Genomic DNA, 16,850 nt, shown 5'->3' with positions numbered 1-16,850 from the left:
TATAGAAGGCGTGTGACCTCGACAGAAGCCCGCATGGCGCCGCACGGCGTATCCTCTTCGGAGCCGTTGAACGGCTGGAGCGATGCGCCGCGTCGCGGTCGGGGGTTTTCACTGCGGACCCTGATCGTTCTGCGCTGGCTGACGATCATCGGCCAGAGTGCGGCGATCCTGACGGCGCATCAGGGGCTGCATTTCCCCCTGCCGCTCTGGCCTTGCCTGATCGTCATCGCCATCAGCGCGGCGGTGAATGTGGGGGCCATGGCGCGGGTGCGACGGCTGGAGGCCAGCCTGCCGGACGGGCGCACGACGGCGATCCACCTGGGCTTCGACATTTTCCAGCTGGGCGTGCTGCTGGGTCTGACCGGCGGGCTGGAGAACCCGTTCTGCCTGCTGCTGGTCGCGCCCGTCACCATCGCGGCGGCCGCCCTGCCGGCGCGTCAGGCCCTGATGCTGGGCGTGCTGGCCCTGATCGCGGTCGGGGTGCTGTTCTTCTGGTCCGAACCCCTGCCTTGGCGCCCGCACGAGAACTTCCACCTGCCGACGCTTTATCGCCTCGGCATGGCCATGGCCCTGGTGACCGGCGTGGTCTTCACCGCCGGCTACGCCTGGCGGGTGGCGGCCGATGCGGAGAAGCTGGAGTTGGCCCTGGCGACCACCCAGGACGTGCTGCAACGCGAACAGAGGCTGGCGGCGCTGGGCGGCCTGGCGGCGGCGGCGGCGCATGAGCTTGGCACGCCGCTGGCGACCATTCAGGTGGTGGCCAAGGAGCTTCAGCGCGCCTCCGCCCCCGACAGCGACGCGGCCGAGGATGCGGCCCTGATCCTGCAACAGGCCGAACGGTGCCGGGGCATCCTGACCCAGCTGTCGCAGCAGCCCGAGGGCGACGACGCCCTCTATGCCGACGTCTCGCTGAAGGCGCTGCTGGAAGAGGTGGTGGAGCCGCACCGGGGCTTCGATCTGGCCTTCGATGTGCTGGTCAAGACGCCGCCGGGTCAGCCCGCGCCGCGCGTGCGCCGGATGCCCGAGGTGATCCACGGTCTGTCCACCCTGGTCGAGAACGCCGCCGATTTCGCCAGGACGACGGTTCGGGTCCAGGCGGTGGTGGACGCCGGCTGGATCGAGATCGAGATTCTGGATGACGGGCCGGGCTTCGCAGGCGACATCCTGCCCCGGCTGGGCGAGCCCTATGTGACCAGTCGGCCTCAGGGCAAGGCGCGCCAGGCCCTGGCCGCCCAGATCGCCGCCGCCGCCCGACCCTCCAAGCCTCGCGCAACGGTCGAGCCGCCCATCGCCCCCAGCCAGGGCGGCATGGGGCTGGGCTTCTTCATCGCCCGCACCCTGCTGGAACGGACCGGCGGCTCGGTCAGCGTGGGCCAAGGCCTGCCGCAATCGGACGCCAAGGCGGCGCCTCGCGGCGCGCGCGTGGCGGTGCGCTGGGCGCGGCCGGCGCTGGAGGTCGCGGCATGAGGCGATTGGGTCGAAGCGTCGCAGGCGGAACCTTGGCCTTGACCCGCGCGCTCCCCGTCCCGACTTGAAGCGGCAGGAGAGAGAGAAACGCATGTCAGAACTCGAAGCCCGCATCGCCGCCCTGCCCGACAAGTCCCTGCTGCTGCTGGATGACGACCAGGCCCTGCGCACCCGGATGGGGCGGGCGCTGGAAGCACGTGGTTTTCAAGTGACGACCGCTGAATCCGTCGCCGAGGCGACGCAGCTGCTGCGGGATAAGGCCCCGGCCTTCGCCGTGCTGGACATGCGGCTTGAGGACGGCAACGGCCTGAAGATCGTCGAGGCGGTGCGCGAAAAACGCGAAGACGCCCGCATCGTCATGGTGACCGGCTACGGCGCCATCGCCACGGCGGTCGCGGCGGTCAAGGCCGGCGCCGTCGACTATCTGTCCAAGCCCGCCGATGCGGACGACGTGGTCAAGGCCCTGCTCGCCACCGGCGATTCGCCCGAACCGCCGGAAAATCCCATGAGCGCAGACCGCGTCCGCTGGGAGCATATCCAGCGCGTCTATGAGCTGTGCGACCACAATGTCTCGGAGACGGCGCGCCGCCTGGGCATGCACCGCCGCACCCTGCAACGCATCCTGGCCAAGCGCGCGCCGCGATAGGCCGACCCCTCAGTCCTCGTCGTCGTCCTCGACCACGTCGGGGATTTCAGGAGTGACCACGGTCGGGGCGATGGTCTTGATCTCGCCCAGCTTGGCGCCGGGGAAGGCCTGGAGCACCGCCTGGACGAAGGGATTGGCCTCGACCTCGGCCCGTTCGGCGGCGCGGGCCTTTTTCTGGATTTCGATGACCGTCTCGGCCCCGCCCTGGCCGTTGGCGGCGATCAGCCAGGTGCGACCGGTCCATTCGCGCAGGCGGGCCGACAGCTTGCGCGCCAGTTCGATCGGCGCGCCCTGGACGCTTTCATAGACGATGGCGCCGGGCTTGAACGAGACCGGCTTCACATACCGCTCAACATCCATCTGAAGCCCGACCTCGCGCTTCTCGCCGATCAGGGCGACGACCTGTTCGAAAGTCTGAGGATCGGGCAGGGCGGGGGCCATGACCGGCCGCGCGGCCAGCTGCGCCGAGGTTCCGCCGCCGCCGCCTCCGCCGCCGCCACGCGGGGCCGAGCCGCCGCCGATAAGTTCGCCGGACTGCAGCCGCTTCAGCGCCTCCTCCGGTCCCGGCAGGTCGGCGGCGTAGGCTAGGCGCACGATGGCCATTTCCACCGCATCGGCCGGATTGGGCGCGCGCCGCACCTCGTCCAGCGCCTTCAGCAGCATCTGCCAGGTGCGCGACAATGTCGCCGCCGGAATGGCCGCGCCCAAGGCCGCCAGCTTCTGCGCCTGATCATTGGGCAGGCGGGTCGCGTTCGGGCCCAGCATCTTGGCGACCGAGGCGGCGTGGCAATGTTCCAACAGGTCGTTGGTCACCTGCACCGGATCGGCGCCGAAGCCATAAAAAGTGCGGAAACTCTCCAGCGCCTCGGGCGTGCGGCCGGCCATGACGCTTTCGAACAGGGCGATGGTCTGGGTCCGGTCGGCCAGGCCCAGCATGTCGCGCACCGTTTCGGTCTTGACCGTCTCGCCCCGCTCGGCCTGGACCAGGGCCTGGTCCAGCAGCGACAGGCCGTCACGCACCGACCCCTCGGCCGCGCGCGAGATCAGGGCCAGGGCGTCGTTCTCGATCTTCATGCCTTCGCGGTCGGCGATCCGGCCCAGATGCTCGACCAGGATTTCCGGCTCGACCCGACGCAGGTCGAAGCGCTGACAGCGACTCAGGATCGTCACCGGCACCTTGCGGATCTCGGTGGTGGCGAAGATGAATTTGGCGTGGGGCGGCGGCTCTTCCAGCGTCTTCAGCAGGGCGTTGAACGCCTGCGTCGACAGCATGTGGACCTCGTCCAGCACATAGACCTTGTAGCGCGCCTCGACCGGCGCATAGCGGACGCTTTCCAGAATGTCGCGGATGTCGTTGACGCCGGTGTGCGACGCCGCGTCCATCTCCATCACGTCCATATGCTGGCCGGCCATGATGGCGGCGTCGTGCCGGCCGTGGGCGCTCAGGGTCAGCGACGGCTTGTCGATGACGTCGGTCTCGTTGTTCAGGGCGCGGGCCAGAAGGCGGGCGGTGGTGGTCTTGCCGACGCCGCGTACGCCGGTCAGCATGAAGGCGTGGGCGATCCGGCCCGTGGCGAAGGCGTTGGTCAGGGTGCGCACCATCGCCTCCTGACCGATCAGATCCTCGAAGGTGCGCGGCCGATATTTGCGCGCCAGCACCTGATAGGCGGCGCCGTCATCGGCGTGAGCCGCGACTTCGACGGGGGCGGGCTTGGCCGCGACGGGCGCAGAAACGGGCGCAGCGACCGGCTCAGACGCCGCCGCGGCGGGCGCGCCGAACATGTCGTCGGTGTTCTCGTCGCGTTCGACGACGTCGTCCTCTTCCCAGGGCGGGCCGTCGAGATTCGTATCGCTGTCCGTCATGAGTGGAAGTCTTACAGCGGGTGACGGGCGGGAAGAAGCGATTCTCGGCCCTCGTCTCCTCCCCGCTGCGCAGGGAGGAGACAGACGCACCAGACGCGCTCACGCAGCGAGTGACCGCGTCGCGAGCGATAGCGCGCTAAAGATGTGAGGAAGTAGAGACCGCGACCCGAAGGGGAATTCGTTGTGGCTGCTGCCTTCCGGCCCTGACCAGATTGGCGAAGCCTTCGCCCGCGATCTCCAAGCGGAGATATGACGGGTGCGAAGGCCGGAATCAAGAGCTACAAACCCGCATGGCCCATCAGAACACCTTCGCCGGCAATCCGCTCGATCGGGCCGGCGACCTGAGGAATGATCCCGAATGGCTGGCCGAGCAGGCCGCCAAACCCTACGCCCAGGCCCTGGCGCTGTGGGAAGGGCGGCCGCTGATCGAGGAGACGGGCGAGGGGCCGAGGCTGGCGTGGCTGCAGATGCGCCATGCGCGCACCCTGGTGCGGGACCGCGAGGCGTTTCTGGGCCTGTGGAACGACGAACCCGTCTTCGCCATCGAGTTCGAGGGCTCAATCGATCCGACCGACGGGCCGCTGGCCGGGCTGGGCGCCTTTCAGGAGATGCGTGCGGCGGCGGCGATCCTGCCGGCGGCGGATGCGGCCATGGCCGGCGGGGCCAAGAGCCTGTTCGACTGGCGACGCAAACACGGTTTCTGCGCCAACTGCGGCACGCTGAGCGAGACGGCGTCGGGCGGCTGGAAGCGGGTCTGTCCGGCCTGCGGGACCGAGCATTTCCCGCGCGTCGATCCGGTCACCATCATGCTGCCGGTCTATAAGGGCGGGGCGGAGCCCATCTGCCTGCTTGGCCGCCAGGCGGCCTGGCCTGTCGGGCGGATGTCGGCGCTGGCCGGGTTTTTGGAACCGGGCGAATCCATCGAGGAGGCCTGCGCCCGCGAGGTGAAGGAAGAGGCCGGCCTTAGCGTGATCGCCACGGCCTATCACTCCAGCCAGCCCTGGCCCTTCCCGTCGCAACTGATGATCGGCCTGATCGCAGAGGTGTCGGACGATCAGGCGCAACCGGACCAGACCGAGCTGGAAGCCGTCGCTTGGCTGACGCGGGCCGAGGCGCGCGCCGTGCTGGCGGGCGAGCATCCGAGCATTCAGGCCCCGCCGCCCTTCGCCATCGCCCACAGCCTGATCAAGGCCTGGGTCGACGAGGTCTGACGACTGCCTCACCCTTCCCGCAACGGGGAGGGAGGGCATTCAATGACTTTCCATCCTAACCCAGAGAACGAATCGGCGTCGTTTCAGGGGTTTACGGCTTCGCATCGACCGTCTGCCATACAGGGCCCCGGCCCGGCCTATGATGCCGACGGGTCTTTGACATCGTCGCGCGACCAGCATCGCAAACGGAATTGCACCGGTGCAATTCGGCGCACACTATTCCTTAGTAAAAACAGTCCTATCCGCCGAAATTGCACGCCATTGCACCATTTTCGCCTGATGCAATTCCGGCGTCAGACCAGCGCCCGCGCCGCCTCCAGGTCGGCGGGATTGTCGACGGACAGGGGGGCTTCGTCGATGACGGCGGCCCAGATCTGCATGCCCATTTCCAGGGCGCGCAACTGTTCCAGCTTCTCACGCTTCTCCAGCGGGGACGGCGGCGCGGCGCAGAAGCGGTTCAGCGCTTCGCGGCGATAGCCATAGACGCCGATATGACGCCAGACAGGGGCGTCGCCATATAGGGTCGAGCGGGTGAAATAGAGGGCGCGCGCCTGGCGTTCGCCTTCGCCCAAGGCCAGCACCGCCTTGACCACGTCGGGATTGGTCCGGTCCGACCCGTCGGCCTCGGCGGCGACCAGGGTGGCGATGTCGCAGGTCGGCTCGCCGTGCAGAATGGCGGCGCAGGCGACGGCCAGACCGGGGCTGGCGAAGGGCATGTCGCCCTGAACGTTGATGACGGCGTCGAAATCGCCCTCGGGGTCGATGGCGTCTACGGCGGCGCGAATGCGGTCCGAGCCCGAGGGCAGGGCCGGGTCGGTCAGGACGGCGCGGCCGCCTGCGGCCTCCACCGCCTCGACGATCTCGGGATCGCCGGCGGCGACCACGACCGGCAGGCCCGAGGCCTCGGCCTGGCGATAGGCCCGCACGATCATCGGCGTGTCGCCGATCAGGGCCAGCGGCTTGTTCGGCAGGCGGGTGGCGGCCATGCGAGCCGGTATCATTATCAACGGATTCATCGACTTCCCTGACGCCTGTCTGGCCCGTCGCGCGTTGGGCCGGTTGCGAAGGCGGCGCTACCGTGCCAGAGACGCCAAAGCAAGATTATGTCCGGGGCGTGTTTTCGAGGGGCCCGGCCGGCAGAGGGAAACGACCAGGCGTATGAGCGGCGATCTTAAGTGGAACAAGATTTTCGGCGCGGCTCTGGGGACGGCGTTCGTCATCCTGGTCGTCCAGCAGGCCTCGGGCCTCGTCTATCATTCGGAAGCCCCCGAAAAGATGGGCTATTTCGTCGATGCGCCGGAAGAGGCCGCCGGCGGTGAAGCCGCCGAACTGGCGCCCGACTGGGGCACGGTGCTGCCGACCGCCGATCTGGCCGCCGGCGAGGCCGCCTTCGCCCGCTGCCAGGCCTGCCACGACGCGCACCAGGGCGGCGCCGACAAGATCGGTCCGAACCTGTGGGGCGTGGTCGGCGGTCCGGTCATGCACCGTCCGGGCTTCGCCTATTCCGACGCCATGGCCAAGCACAAGGCTGAGGCGCCGACCTGGGGCTATGACCAGATCAACAGCTTCATCACGGCACCGGCCAAATATGTGCCCGGCACCAAGATGTCCTTCGCCGGCATCCGCGACACCCAGACGCGCATCAATCTGATCGCCTGGCTGCGCACGCAGGGCTCGGGCGGCTTCGCCATCCCGGCGCCGGATCCCACCCGTCAGCCTGGCGCGGCCGCGCCGGCCGCCGGCGCGCCTGCGATGGGCGAGGCCCCGGTGACCGAAGGCGCCGCGGCGACCGAAGCGACCGGAACCACCCCGGCCGCCGGCGCCCCCGCCGCGTCTCAGGCGACCCCGGCGGCCCCGCCCGCCGCGACGGCGTCTGCGCCGCCCAACACCTGATTGCTCCGGCGATGAACGACAAAAGGGCGGCCCGACGGGCCGCCCTTCTTCGTTTCGGGCCGACAACTCGGCTCAGAGAATCTGCGCGGCCTCGTCGAACGACAGGCGCGGCGAGCGTGGAAACAGATTCTCGTCCGAGCCATAGCCGAGGTTGAGGATATAGTTCGGCTCGACATGGCTGTCGGGGAAGAACTCGGCCTTCACGCCGGCGGCGTCGAAGCCGGACATCGGCCCGACATCCAGGCCCAGGGCGCGGGCGGCGATGGTCAGATAGCCGCCCTGCAGCGAGGCGTTACGGAAGGCGGTCTCGCGCCGGCCGGCCTCGTCGGCAAACCAGGCCTTGGCGCCCGGCGCATGGGGGAACAGGGCGTCGAGATGATCGTGGAAGTCCATGTCCTGACCGACGATCACCGTCACCGGGGCCTGCCGCGTCTTGTCGCGGTTGCCCTCGCTCATCAGCGGAATCAGGCGGGCCTTGGCCTCGGGCGAGGTGATGAAGACGAAGCGGGCGGGCGATCCGTTGACCGCCGTGGGCCCGAACTTGGTCAGGTCATACAGCTTGTGCAGCAGTTCCGGCGCGACGGGGCGATCCGTCCAACCGTTGCGCGTGCGCGCCTCGGTGAACAGTTGCGACAGGGCGGCGTCCGACAGCGGGACGTCGCGTTGGTGAGTAGCGTCATAGGCCATGGGGATGCGTCCTGACTTAAATAGCAACGATTACGGGTGCTAATTAGGGTGTTTTGCAACAGCCGCAAGCGCCAATCCCGAAAGGCTGGGTTTCGATATCGCGCACCGCGCACAACCCCTCTGTCGCCCAGGCTTGGTTCGCCCTATCTAGAGGGCATGAAAGATCTGACCCAACTGATGCAGCAGGCCCAGGCGATGCAGCAAAAGCTGCAGGACGCCCAGGCCAAGATGGCCGAAACGATTGCCGAGGGTTCTTCCGGCGGCGGCCTCGTCTCGGTGTCCCTCAAGGGCCCTGGCGAGATTACAGCCATCAAGATCGATGACAGCCTGCTGAGCCCGGGCGAGGGCGAGATCCTGGCCGATCTGATCGTCGCCGCCCATGCCGACGCCAAGCGCAAGCTGGATGAGCAGAACAACGCCCTGATGCGCGAGGCCGCAGGCCCCATGGCCGGGATGAACATTCCCGGAATGCCGAAACTGTTCTGATGGCCGCCTCCGCCGGGCCGGAGATCGAACGGCTGATCTCCCTTCTCGCCAAACTGCCGGGCCTCGGTCCGCGCTCGGCGCGGCGCGCGGCGCTGGCGCTATTGAAGCGCCGCGAGCAGTTGCTGGTCCCGCTGGCAGCGTCGCTGGCCGAGACGGCGGAAAAGGTCGTGTCGTGCTCGGTTTGCGGCGCGCCGGATACGCGCGACCCCTGCGCCATCTGTTCCGATGGAGCGCGAGACAACAGTCTGATCTGCGTGGTTGAGGAGGCCGGCGCCCTGTGGGCGATGGAGCGATCCGGCGCCTTTCGCGGCAAATATCATGTCCTGGGCGGACTGCTGTCCGCGCTGGACGGCGTCGGGCCCGAGCATCTGCGGATCACCGAACTGGTCGGGCGCGTCAGGGGCGGGGGCGTGCGGGAGGTCGTGCTGGCCCTGCCGGCCACGGTCGATGGCCAGACGACCGCCCACTATGTCGCCGAGCGGATCGCCGGTCCGGATGTGGAGATCACCTCGCTGGCGCGCGGGGTGCCGGTCGGCGGGGAACTGGACTGGCTGGACGACGGCACCATCGTCCAGGCCCTGCGCGCCCGCCGCCCGGCCTGACCGAGTTAGTTCGAAGGCACCGTCGGGGCGTTGACGTTCGGCGCTTCGCCCGTCGGGGTCGGCACGGCGCGCCCCGTTTCATCCGTCGGCGCATCGGCGGCCGGCGGAGTCTGGCTGTCGCCGACGAAGGCCTGGGTTTCGGCGGCGGCCGCCTCGGGCCCGGTCTCCGCGTTCTTGGAATCGAACGCGCCGTTGGTCACGAACCACAGGCCCAGCAGCAGAATGGCCGCCGCCAGGGTCGAGATCGCCAGGATTACGGCGATGCGCGGGTTCTTGCGGCCGCTGCGCACCAGTTCGGCGTCGACCGGCCGGCCGTCGTGCACCGCATCGGCGGCGGTGTCGTGGCGGTGGGGCTTTTCCGGGGTCATGGGCGGGTCCTTCGTGCAAATGGCTGAGACACCAACGTCATCGCAGTGGCGACGTTCCGGACAAGCGGCGCCGGAAGGGCCCGCTTCTCATTGATGGCGACTCCCGTTAGGAACGGAGCATGAACATGCTCGTGCCGATCCTCGCTGTCCTGGCCGCCGCCTTCGCGGGCGGTTTTCTGTGGGCCTATATGGGCTGGCAAAGGACGAGCGGCGCGCTGGCCGCGGCCGAGGCCCGCATCGATCTGGTCGAGGAAAGCCGTGTGACCATGGGCGAACTGCTCAAAGCCCAGGCGGCGCAGTCGGCCCAGGTCGTGGCGGATCAGATGGTCAGTCGCGCGACCGAGACCTTCCGCGCCCAGGACCAGCTGGCGCGCGAGCGGATGGCCGCCCAGCTGAAACCCGTCGCCGACACCCTGACCAAGTTCCAGGAGCATGTCGCCGCGCTGGAGAAGACGCGGTCCGAAGAGACCGGGGGGCTGCGCGAGCAGCTGGCCCAGCTGATGACGGCCTCGTCCGCCACGCGCGACGAGGCGCGCAAGCTGACCGAAGCCCTGCGCGGCAATACGGGCCGTCGGGGCCGATGGGGCGAGCAGACCTGCCGCAATGTGCTGGAGGCCGCCGGCATGGCGGGGCGGTTCGACTTCACCGAACAGACCTCCAGCGCCGACGACGAGGGTCGCCAGAACCGGCCCGACTTCATCGTCCGCCTGCCCGGCGGCGGCATGTTCGTGATCGACGCCAAGGTCCCGCTGGCCTTCGACGACGGAGAGGGCGACGAAGAGGCGCGCGCCCGCTCGGTCGGCCTGCGCACCGCCGCCAGCCTGAAGACCCATGTGCGCCAGCTGTCGTCCAAGGCCTATCAGGACCAGTTCAAGCCCAGCCCGGATTTCGTCGTCCTGTTCGTGCCCGGCGACGCCTTCCTGGTCACGGCTCTGGACCATGAGCCGGACCTGATGACCCAGGCCATGGCCTCGCGCGTCGTCATCGTCACCCCTTCGACCCTGTTCGCCCTGTGCAAGGCCGTTGCCTATGGCTGGCGCGCGGAAGAGCAGGCGGCCAACGCAGACAAGGTCGCCGCCCTAGGCCGCGAACTCTACAAGCGGCTGTCGGTCATGGGGGGGCATGCCTCAGCCGTCGGGCGGGCTCTGGATACGGCGGTTGGCAAGTACAATCAGTTCGTCGGCTCGCTCGAGAGCCAGGTCATGGTCTCCGCGCGCCGGTTCGAGGATCTGCAGGTCGATCACGAGGGCAAGGCCTTGCCGGATCTGACGCCGGTCGAAACCGCGCCCCGCGCCATCGCCCGCCCCGAACTGATCGCCGCCGCCAAGGTCGAGTAGACGTCTTTTCCGTGGAAAGGGCGCTTGACAGCGCCGAGGCTGTGATGTCAATGTAGCTTGTCAATAGGACAAGGGGTGTTGACTGATGAATAAGTGGCGGCCGGTAATCAAGGCGACGGTGATCACGTTCGGCGGCGGCCTGTTGTTCGCCGTCCTGGGCGGCGTCGCGGTCGGCTACGCCTCCAGTGCGGGATGGATCGCGCCCGAGATAGGCGAACTGATCGTGACCGCAGTCTTCGCCGCCGCCATCATGGCCGGCACCCTGTGGATCGGCGCCGAATGGATGCGCGTTATCGACGAGGCTGCGCGGGAGGCGCACAAGGCGGCCTGGTATTGGGGCGGCACGGCGGGCATGTGCGTCAGCGGCGTCGGCCTGATCCTGTCCTCGGCCGGACCATGGCGCGACATCATCGCGCGCGAGATCGGCTCGGGCGGTTCGCCCATCGACTATGTGTCCGCCGGCGCCGCCTTGATGATCGCCCCCATGCTGATCGGCTACACCGTCGTCTGGGTGTGGTGGTGGCTGGCGCGGATGCGGGGCTGAGCCATGAACAATCGTCTTAAGGTCCTGCGGGCCGAGCGCGACTGGAGCCAGGCGCAACTGGCCGAACATCTGGGCGTGTCGCGCCAGACCGTGAACGCGCTGGAGACCGGCCGTTATGACCCCTCTCTGCCGCTGGCCTTCAAGATCGCCCGCGTTTTCGGTCAGCCCATCGAATCCATCTTCTCGGACGATCAGTCCTGATCGGTTCTTCCTCTCCCTCATTTTCGACAACAACGAGACCTTCCATGACCTTCACTGATCGCCTTCTGTCGTCCGTTTCCAGCCTGGCGCGCGGCGCCGTGGGCGTCGCCGGCGGCCTGGCGCTGTTCGTCGCCATCGCCGGCGTCCCCGCCGATGCCCTGGCCCAGACCGCCGCGCCCGCCGCCCCAGCGCCGATCCAGGGCGACGGCCCCGCCCTGTGGGTGGTCAAGGATGCGGATTCGACCCTGTATCTGTTCGGCTCTGTCCATGTGCTTCGCCCGACGATCGGCTGGTCCAGCCCCCGCGTCGAGGCCGCCTTCGACAGCGCCTCGGACATCTGGTTCGAGATCAGCAACCCCGACGACCAGGCCGCCATCATGCCGCTGATCCAGCAGCGCGGCCTGTCGCCCGAGACCCCCTTGTCCAGCCGCCTGACGCCGCAGGAAAACGCTGAACTGGCCGCGGCCGCCCAGGCCATGGGCGCCTCGGCCGCCCAGCTTCAACCGATGAAGCCCTGGCTGGCGGCGCTCAGCCTGTCGGTCGCGCCGCTGATCAAGGCCGGCTACGACCCCAAGTCCGGCGTCGAGCTGGTGCTGAAGGCGCGGGCTGAGGCGGCGGGCAAGCCGATCCACGGCTTCGAGACCATCGACAAGCAGATCGGCATCCTGGCCGGCCTGCCCGACGACGTGCAACTGGTCTTCCTGCGCGAGACGCTGAAGGACTACGAGAACGCCGCCACCAAACTGGATGAAATGGTCGAGGCCTGGGCGCGGGGCGACGTCGCCACGCTGAACCGCGTCACGATCACGGAAATGAAGGACGCCTCGCCGGCGCTGTATCAAGCCGTTCTGGTCGATCGGAACACCGACTGGGCCAACCAGATCCAGACCCTGCTTGAAGGCTCCGGCACCGCCTTCATCGCCGTCGGCGCCGCCCACCTGACCGGCGACGACAGCGTCCAGGCCATCCTGCAAAAGCGCGGCGTGACGGTCGAGGCGGCGAACTGAGAACGGAAGGAGGGCGCGGCGGCGACGTCGCGCCTTCGCCGATCGGCTGGAGCGGGCAGCGGGAATCGAACCCGCACGAAAAGCTTGGGAAGCTTTCAGGCTACCACTACATCATGCCCGCGATCGCCTGAGGCCGGTCTATCTCAAGGCTGGGCGGCGCTCAAGGTAAGACCGGACTCCGGGCGCGCGCTTCATTCTCGCGCGCATAGCGCTGGGCGATGATCGTGCAGGCGAACAGCTGGATCTGGTGGAAGAGCATGATCGGCAGGACGATCAGCGGCACGGCGTGACCGGCGAACAGGATGCCGGCCATGGGGATGCCGGTGGCCATGCTCTTCTTGGAGCCGCAGAACAGGATGACGATCCGGTCGGGGCGGTCGAACTTCAGCGCGCGCCCGGCGAAAAGGGTCAGGGCGAGCACGATGGCCAGCAGGGCGATGTTCAGGCCGATGACCTTGGCCAGATCCAGCGGCGCGACCTGGGACCAAACGCCGGCGACGACGCCTTCGCTGAAGGCGGCGTAGACGATCAGCAGGATGGAGCCGCGATCCACGAGGCCGGTCAGTTTGGCGTGGCGGGTTAGCCAGTCCTTCAGCAGGGGGCGGCACAGTTGGCCGACGGCGAAGGGGGCCAGGATCTGCAGGCCGATGTCGAGGATGGACTGCAAATGGATGCCGCCATTGGCGCCGCCGATCAGCAGGGCGACCAGCAACGGCGTCACAACCACCCCCAGCAGGTTCGACAGGCTGGCGCTGGTCAGGGCGCCCGCGACATTGCCGCCGGCGATGGAGGTGAAGGCGATGGACGACTGCACCGTGGACGGCAGCAGGCATAGATACAGCATACCGGTCAGCAGATCGGGCTGAAGCGATCCCCGCATCAGGAAGACCAGGCCCAGCCCCAGCAGCGGAAACAGCAGGAAGGTCGACAGGAAGACCGTCCCCTGAAGCCGCCAGTGCAGAAGGCCCGCCCCGATGGTCGCCGGCGACATCCGCGCGCCGTACAGGAAGAACAGCAGGGCGATGGCGGCCTTGACCACCCGGTCCATGACGACCGCCGCCTGTCCGCTGGCGGGAAACAGGGCCGCCAGGATGACCATGCCGATCAGGGCCAGCAGATAGCCGTCGATCGGCAGGCGGGACAGGAAACGGGGCATGAACGGCTCAGGCTGCGGCGGGCTGACGCACAGATAGGCGCATCAGCCGCCGCATTGAACCCGCGTCTTCAGGCCCCGGCGCGGTTCTTGACCAGATCGTCCACGACCGACGGGTCCGCCAGGGTCGAGGTGTCGCCCAGCGCGCCGATCTCGTTCTCGGCGATCTTGCGCAGGATGCGGCGCATGATCTTGCCCGAGCGCGTCTTGGGCAGACCCGGCGCCCACTGGATCACGTCGGGGGCCGCGATGGGGCCGATCTCGTGTCGAACGTGGGCGACCAGCGCCTTTCTCAGATCCTCGGTCGCCTCGACCCCGTTGTTCAGGGTGACATAGGCGTAGATGCCCTGGCCCTTGATGTCGTGGGGATAGCCGACGACCGCCGCCTCGGCGACATCGTCGTGCAGAACGAGCGCGCTCTCGACCTCGGCCGTGCCCATCCGGTGGCCGGACACATTGATAACGTCGTCCACCCGGCCGGTGATCCAGTAGTAGCCGTCCTCGTCCCGGCGGCAGCCGTCGCCGGTGAAGTAGCGGCCCGGATAGGTCGAGAAATAGGTGTCGAAGAAGCGTTGATCGTCGCCATAGACGGTGCGCATCTGGCCCGGCCAGCTGTCGGTGATGCACAGATTGCCGGAGACGGCGCCCTCCAGCGGCTGACCCTCGGCGTCCACGATCTGAAGCTCGACGCCGGGCAGGGGCAGGGTCGCCGATCCGGGCTTCAGGTCGGTGGCGCCGGGCAGGGGGGTGATCAGATGACCGCCCGTCTCGGTCTGCCACCAGGTGTCCACGATGGGGCAACGGCCGTCGCCGACCACCTCGTGATACCAGCGCCAGGCCTCGGGATTGATTGGCTCTCCCACCGTGCCGAGCAGACGCAGCGAGGCGCGCGAAGAGGCCTTCACCGGGCCGTCGCCCTCGCGCATGAGGGCGCGCAGGGCCGTGGGGGCGGTGTAGAAGATCTCGACCTTGTGCTTGTCCACCACCTGCCAGAAACGTCCGGCGTCGGGATAGTTGGGCACGCCCTCGAACATCAGGGTCGTCGCCGCATTCGCGAGGGGGCCATAGACCATGTACGAGTGGCCCGTGACCCAGCCCACGTCGGCGGTGCACCAGAAAACCTCGCCGGGGCGATAGTCGAAGACGATCTCGTGCGTCCAGGCGGCCCAGAACAGATAGCCGCCCGTGGTGTGCAGCACGCCCTTGGGCTTACCCGTCGAGCCGGAGGTGTAGAGGATGAACAGCGGATCCTCGGCGTTCATCGGCTCGGGCGGGCAGTCGGCATCGACCTTGGCGGCCTCCTGCCCATAGTCGAAGTCGCGGCCCTCGGTCATCGGCACGTCGGCGCCGGTGCGGCGGATGACCAGGACGGTGTCGACCTTCACCTTCGTCAGGGCCTCGTCGACATTGGCCTTCAGCGGAATGTGCTTGCCGCCGCGCAGGCCCTCGTCGGCGGTGATGACCAGGTTTGAGCCGCAGTCCTCGATCCGGCCGCACAGGCTGTCGGGCGAGAAGCCGCCGAAGACGACCGAATGCACCGCGCCAATCCGCGCGCAGGCCAGCATGGCGTAGGCGGCCTCGGGGATCATGGGCAGATACAGGGTGATCCGGTCGCCCTTTTTGGCCCCATGCGCCTTCAGCACATTGGCCATACGGCACACCTCGGCGTGCAGTTCGCCGAAGGTGATGTGGCGGCTGTCGGCGGGATCGTCGCCTTCCCAGATGATCGCCGTCTCGTCCTTGCGGTGGGGCAGGTGACGGTCGATGCACTCAGCCGAGACGTTCAGGACGCCGTCCTCGAACCAGCGGATGCGGAAATCTTCCTTGTTGAAGGAGACGTCCTTGATCCGGGTCGGCGGGGTGATCCAGTCCAGACGTCTGGCCTGTTCGGCCCAGAAGACGTCGGGCGTCTCGCGCGCGGCGATCCGCGCCGCCTCATACGCCTCCCGGTCCATGTGGGCCTTTTCGGCCCAGTCGGCGGGAACGGGATAGAGGGCGGGATCAGGCACGCGAGACGTCTCCGGCATCAAATCAGAATCCGTATTTGGCGAACAGGATCAGACGGGTCATGTCGCCGCTGGCGCCGGTTTCGATCTCGCGGTCTGCGAACATCAGCTCGGCCCCGACATCAAACGCCGTAACCGGCGACCAGATCAAGTTGGCGTGGAAGCTCTGGGCCGAACGGTTGGCGGCCAGGCCCGTGAAGGCCAGGTCGTTGTCCACCTTCTGCGCCGACCAGATCAGGCTGGAACGCCAGCCGGGCGCCCAGACGTGGCGATAGGCGGCGAAGCCGGCGACCACGCCGATCGCATCCAGATCGCCCGAGCCGTTCAGCACCGCGTCATTGGAGAAGTTCAGACCGACATAGCGGCCGATGCCCTCGCCGCCCGTCACCATCAGGCGCAGATCGTCCTTGGCGCCGACCTTGATCTTGGTCGAGGCCGACAGCCCCCAGCCCGTCGCGGTGGAATCGATGTTCGTCGCGGGGTTCTGGTATTTCAGCTGGCGCAGCAGGCCCGCGAACTGGAAGTCGCCCCAAGGCTTGGACACCGCATAGCGGGCGGTGAAGTCCGGGATGCTGTTGTCGTCGGCGACGATGCGCGCGCCGCCGCCGAACGGGGTCACCGTCGTCTCGGGGTTCTCGACCGAGACCGAGAAGGGACCGCGCGTGTAGCGGACCTGGACCTGACGGGCGAAGACCGTGCCTTCGGCCGCGCCGATGAAGTCGGCGGATTCGGGCAGGACGGCGGTATTCTGGAAGTTGGTCCACTCCTGGCCGATCAGCCAGTTGTCGATGGTGATGAAGGCGCGACGCAGGGCCGGGTTGGCCGGGCTGGTGGTGCGCTGGTCGCCGGCGCCGGGTAGGGTCTGGAAGTCCATCTCCATCCGCGTGCCGATCTTGTGGCCGCCGACCATGCCGTCGGTGGTCAGCCAGAACCGGGTCTGGCGGGCGTTGAAGTCGGTCGCCGTATCCTCATCGGCGCCGCCGATGGGGATGGAGCCGGGAATGTGGAATTCACGCAGCGCGTCGCCATTGACCGGATCGCCGCCGGAATAGCGGGTGGCGTAGGCGTCCACCTTGACGAAGCCGCCGAACTTGACCGTGTGGTCGCCGATGCGGAACCCTTCGCCGGGCGCCGCCGGCGCCGCGGCCTGCTGGACCGGGGCGGGCGCGGCCGGGCGGGTCTCCAGGCGGATGATGTCCTGCTGTTGCGCCGCCTGCTGGGTTCGGGCGGCGACGACCTCGGACTTCAGGGCGTTCAACTGGGCTTCGAGCTGAGCGATGCGCGCTTCGAGCGCGGCCTGGTCCTGGGCCGAGGCCAGGCTGGGCGTCGCCATCAGCGCAACGGCGGCGGCTCCCGCCATCAGGCTTTTCGTGATCATG

Annotated in this window: 17 protein-coding genes, 1 tRNA gene and 1 other RNA gene; 10 read left to right on the top strand and 9 right to left on the bottom strand. The window is 68.2% G+C overall.

All coding sequences use genetic code 11. The features are described 5' to 3' along the window. Positions 1-12: 12 nt before the first annotated feature. Positions 13-1,467, top strand: a complete 1,455-nt coding sequence (locus tag E7T10_RS00270; protein WP_246846064.1) for an ActS/PrrB/RegB family redox-sensitive histidine kinase — start codon at positions 13-15, stop codon at positions 1,465-1,467. Between the two features lie 91 nt (positions 1,468-1,558). Then, a complete protein-coding gene (locus E7T10_RS00265) occupies positions 1,559-2,113 on the top strand; it encodes an ActR/PrrA/RegA family redox response regulator transcription factor (protein WP_017505618.1) in 555 nt (184 codons plus the stop codon). Between the two features lie 9 nt (positions 2,114-2,122). Here E7T10_RS00265 and E7T10_RS00260 read toward each other — a convergent pair whose 3' ends face one another. Further along, positions 2,123-3,976, bottom strand: a complete 1,854-nt coding sequence (locus tag E7T10_RS00260) for a DNA polymerase III subunit gamma/tau (RefSeq protein ID WP_137720244.1) — start codon at positions 3,974-3,976, stop codon at positions 2,123-2,125. 147 nt (positions 3,977-4,123) lie between these two features. Next, positions 4,124-4,219, bottom strand: an RNA gene (gene ffs / locus E7T10_RS00255) — signal recognition particle sRNA small type. 47 nt (positions 4,220-4,266) lie between these two features. Here ffs and nudC point away from each other — a divergent pair. Further along, a complete protein-coding gene (gene nudC / locus E7T10_RS00250; protein ID WP_137720243.1) occupies positions 4,267-5,187 on the top strand; it encodes an NAD(+) diphosphatase in 921 nt (306 codons plus the stop codon). 293 nt (positions 5,188-5,480) lie between these two features. On the opposite strand, the gene E7T10_RS00245 is transcribed toward nudC, so the two are convergent. Next, the gene (locus tag E7T10_RS00245) at positions 5,481-6,203 is read right to left on the bottom strand and encodes a 3-deoxy-manno-octulosonate cytidylyltransferase (RefSeq protein ID WP_137720242.1); all 723 of its coding nucleotides are present in this window, start codon (positions 6,201-6,203) and stop codon (positions 5,481-5,483) included. Between the two features lie 142 nt (positions 6,204-6,345). On the opposite strand from E7T10_RS00245, the gene E7T10_RS00240 reads away from it, so the two are divergent. Beyond that, positions 6,346-7,080: a cytochrome c family protein gene (locus tag E7T10_RS00240; protein WP_137720241.1), complete on the top strand. Its 735-nt coding sequence runs from the start codon at positions 6,346-6,348 to the stop codon at positions 7,078-7,080. Between the two features lie 72 nt (positions 7,081-7,152). Here the strand turns inward: E7T10_RS00240 and E7T10_RS00235 are convergent, their stop codons facing one another. Next, positions 7,153-7,767: a malonic semialdehyde reductase gene (locus E7T10_RS00235; protein WP_137720240.1), complete on the bottom strand. Its 615-nt coding sequence runs from the start codon at positions 7,765-7,767 to the stop codon at positions 7,153-7,155. A gap of 156 nt (positions 7,768-7,923) precedes the next feature. On the opposite strand from E7T10_RS00235, the gene E7T10_RS00230 reads away from it, so the two are divergent. Both E7T10_RS00230 and recR read left to right on the top strand, forming a co-directional pair. Further along, positions 7,924-8,253, top strand: a complete 330-nt coding sequence (locus E7T10_RS00230) for a YbaB/EbfC family nucleoid-associated protein (protein WP_039244052.1) — start codon at positions 7,924-7,926, stop codon at positions 8,251-8,253. After that, positions 8,253-8,855 carry a recombination mediator RecR gene (gene recR / locus E7T10_RS00225; protein WP_017505626.1) on the top strand — a complete coding sequence of 201 codons (603 nt, stop codon included), beginning with the start codon at positions 8,253-8,255 and terminating at the stop codon, positions 8,853-8,855. Before E7T10_RS00230 ends, recR begins: the two co-directional genes overlap by 1 nt. A gap of 5 nt (positions 8,856-8,860) precedes the next feature. Here recR and E7T10_RS00220 read toward each other — a convergent pair whose 3' ends face one another. Further along, positions 8,861-9,223 (bottom strand): hypothetical protein, encoded by a 363-nt coding sequence (locus tag E7T10_RS00220; protein WP_137720239.1) that lies wholly within the window; start codon positions 9,221-9,223, stop codon positions 8,861-8,863. A gap of 119 nt (positions 9,224-9,342) precedes the next feature. Here E7T10_RS00220 and E7T10_RS00215 point away from each other — a divergent pair, with 119 nt between their 5' ends. From E7T10_RS00215 to E7T10_RS00200, 4 genes are all read left to right on the top strand, one after another. After that, entirely contained in the window at positions 9,343-10,560 is a 1,218-nt protein-coding gene (locus E7T10_RS00215; RefSeq protein WP_045809574.1) for a DNA recombination protein RmuC, read from the top strand. Between the two features lie 85 nt (positions 10,561-10,645). Next, positions 10,646-11,104 carry a hypothetical protein gene (locus tag E7T10_RS00210; protein ID WP_137720238.1) on the top strand — a complete coding sequence of 153 codons (459 nt, stop codon included), beginning with the start codon at positions 10,646-10,648 and terminating at the stop codon, positions 11,102-11,104. A gap of 3 nt (positions 11,105-11,107) precedes the next feature. Next, positions 11,108-11,305: a helix-turn-helix transcriptional regulator gene (locus tag E7T10_RS00205; protein ID WP_137720237.1), complete on the top strand. Its 198-nt coding sequence runs from the start codon at positions 11,108-11,110 to the stop codon at positions 11,303-11,305. Positions 11,306-11,349: 44 nt separating this feature from the next. Next, on the top strand, positions 11,350-12,312 hold the full coding sequence (locus E7T10_RS00200) for a TraB/GumN family protein (protein WP_137720236.1): 963 nt from the start codon (positions 11,350-11,352) through the stop codon (positions 12,310-12,312). A gap of 47 nt (positions 12,313-12,359) precedes the next feature. Here E7T10_RS00200 and E7T10_RS00195 read toward each other — a convergent pair. The 4 genes from E7T10_RS00195 to E7T10_RS00180 all read right to left on the bottom strand — a co-directional run bounded on the left by E7T10_RS00195 (position 12,360) and on the right by E7T10_RS00180 (position 16,849). Continuing rightward, positions 12,360-12,433, bottom strand: a tRNA-Gly gene (locus tag E7T10_RS00195). A 39-nt stretch (positions 12,434-12,472) separates the two neighbouring features. Further along, positions 12,473-13,468, bottom strand: a complete 996-nt coding sequence (locus E7T10_RS00190) for a bile acid:sodium symporter family protein (protein WP_137720235.1) — start codon at positions 13,466-13,468, stop codon at positions 12,473-12,475. A 68-nt stretch (positions 13,469-13,536) separates the two neighbouring features. Continuing rightward, positions 13,537-15,492 (bottom strand): acetate--CoA ligase, encoded by a 1,956-nt coding sequence (gene acs, locus E7T10_RS00185; RefSeq protein WP_137720234.1) that lies wholly within the window; start codon positions 15,490-15,492, stop codon positions 13,537-13,539. Between the two features lie 4 nt (positions 15,493-15,496). Then, complete coding sequence (locus E7T10_RS00180) at positions 15,497-16,849, bottom strand: DcaP family trimeric outer membrane transporter (protein ID WP_137720233.1); 1,353 nt, start codon at positions 16,847-16,849, stop codon at positions 15,497-15,499. Position 16,850: the final 1 nt, after the last annotated feature.

Origin of the sequence: Brevundimonas sp. SGAir0440, assembly GCF_005484585.1 — a bacterium.
Lineage (GTDB): Bacteria > Pseudomonadota > Alphaproteobacteria > Caulobacterales > Caulobacteraceae > Brevundimonas.
The sequence above is the reverse complement of the archived record's forward strand: the minus strand, read 5'-3'. Positions and strand labels throughout refer to the sequence as shown.

Excerpts from the sequence above, each read along its gene's own strand:
- E7T10_RS00265 (WP_017505618.1), top strand. The coding sequence starts at position 1,559 with ATGTCAGAACTCGAAGCCCGCATCGCCGCCCTGCCCGACAAGTCCCTG.
- E7T10_RS00260 (WP_137720244.1), bottom strand. The coding sequence starts at position 3,976 with ATGACGGACAGCGATACGAATCTCGACGGCCCGCCCTGGGAAGAGGAC.
- nudC (WP_137720243.1), top strand. The coding sequence starts at position 4,267 with ATGGCCCATCAGAACACCTTCGCCGGCAATCCGCTCGATCGGGCCGGC.
- E7T10_RS00245 (WP_137720242.1), bottom strand. The coding sequence starts at position 6,203 with ATGAATCCGTTGATAATGATACCGGCTCGCATGGCCGCCACCCGCCTG.
- E7T10_RS00240 (WP_137720241.1), top strand. The coding sequence starts at position 6,346 with ATGAGCGGCGATCTTAAGTGGAACAAGATTTTCGGCGCGGCTCTGGGG.
- E7T10_RS00235 (WP_137720240.1), bottom strand. The coding sequence starts at position 7,767 with ATGGCCTATGACGCTACTCACCAACGCGACGTCCCGCTGTCGGACGCC.
- E7T10_RS00230 (WP_039244052.1), top strand. The coding sequence starts at position 7,924 with ATGAAAGATCTGACCCAACTGATGCAGCAGGCCCAGGCGATGCAGCAA.
- recR (WP_017505626.1), top strand. The coding sequence starts at position 8,253 with ATGGCCGCCTCCGCCGGGCCGGAGATCGAACGGCTGATCTCCCTTCTC.
- E7T10_RS00220 (WP_137720239.1), bottom strand. The coding sequence starts at position 9,223 with ATGACCCCGGAAAAGCCCCACCGCCACGACACCGCCGCCGATGCGGTG.
- E7T10_RS00215 (WP_045809574.1), top strand. The coding sequence starts at position 9,343 with ATGAACATGCTCGTGCCGATCCTCGCTGTCCTGGCCGCCGCCTTCGCG.
- E7T10_RS00210 (WP_137720238.1), top strand. The coding sequence starts at position 10,646 with ATGAATAAGTGGCGGCCGGTAATCAAGGCGACGGTGATCACGTTCGGC.
- E7T10_RS00205 (WP_137720237.1), top strand. The coding sequence starts at position 11,108 with ATGAACAATCGTCTTAAGGTCCTGCGGGCCGAGCGCGACTGGAGCCAG.
- E7T10_RS00200 (WP_137720236.1), top strand. The coding sequence starts at position 11,350 with ATGACCTTCACTGATCGCCTTCTGTCGTCCGTTTCCAGCCTGGCGCGC.
- E7T10_RS00190 (WP_137720235.1), bottom strand. The coding sequence starts at position 13,468 with ATGCCCCGTTTCCTGTCCCGCCTGCCGATCGACGGCTATCTGCTGGCC.
- acs (WP_137720234.1), bottom strand. The coding sequence starts at position 15,492 with ATGCCGGAGACGTCTCGCGTGCCTGATCCCGCCCTCTATCCCGTTCCC.
- E7T10_RS00180 (WP_137720233.1), bottom strand. The coding sequence starts at position 16,849 with ATGATCACGAAAAGCCTGATGGCGGGAGCCGCCGCCGTTGCGCTGATG.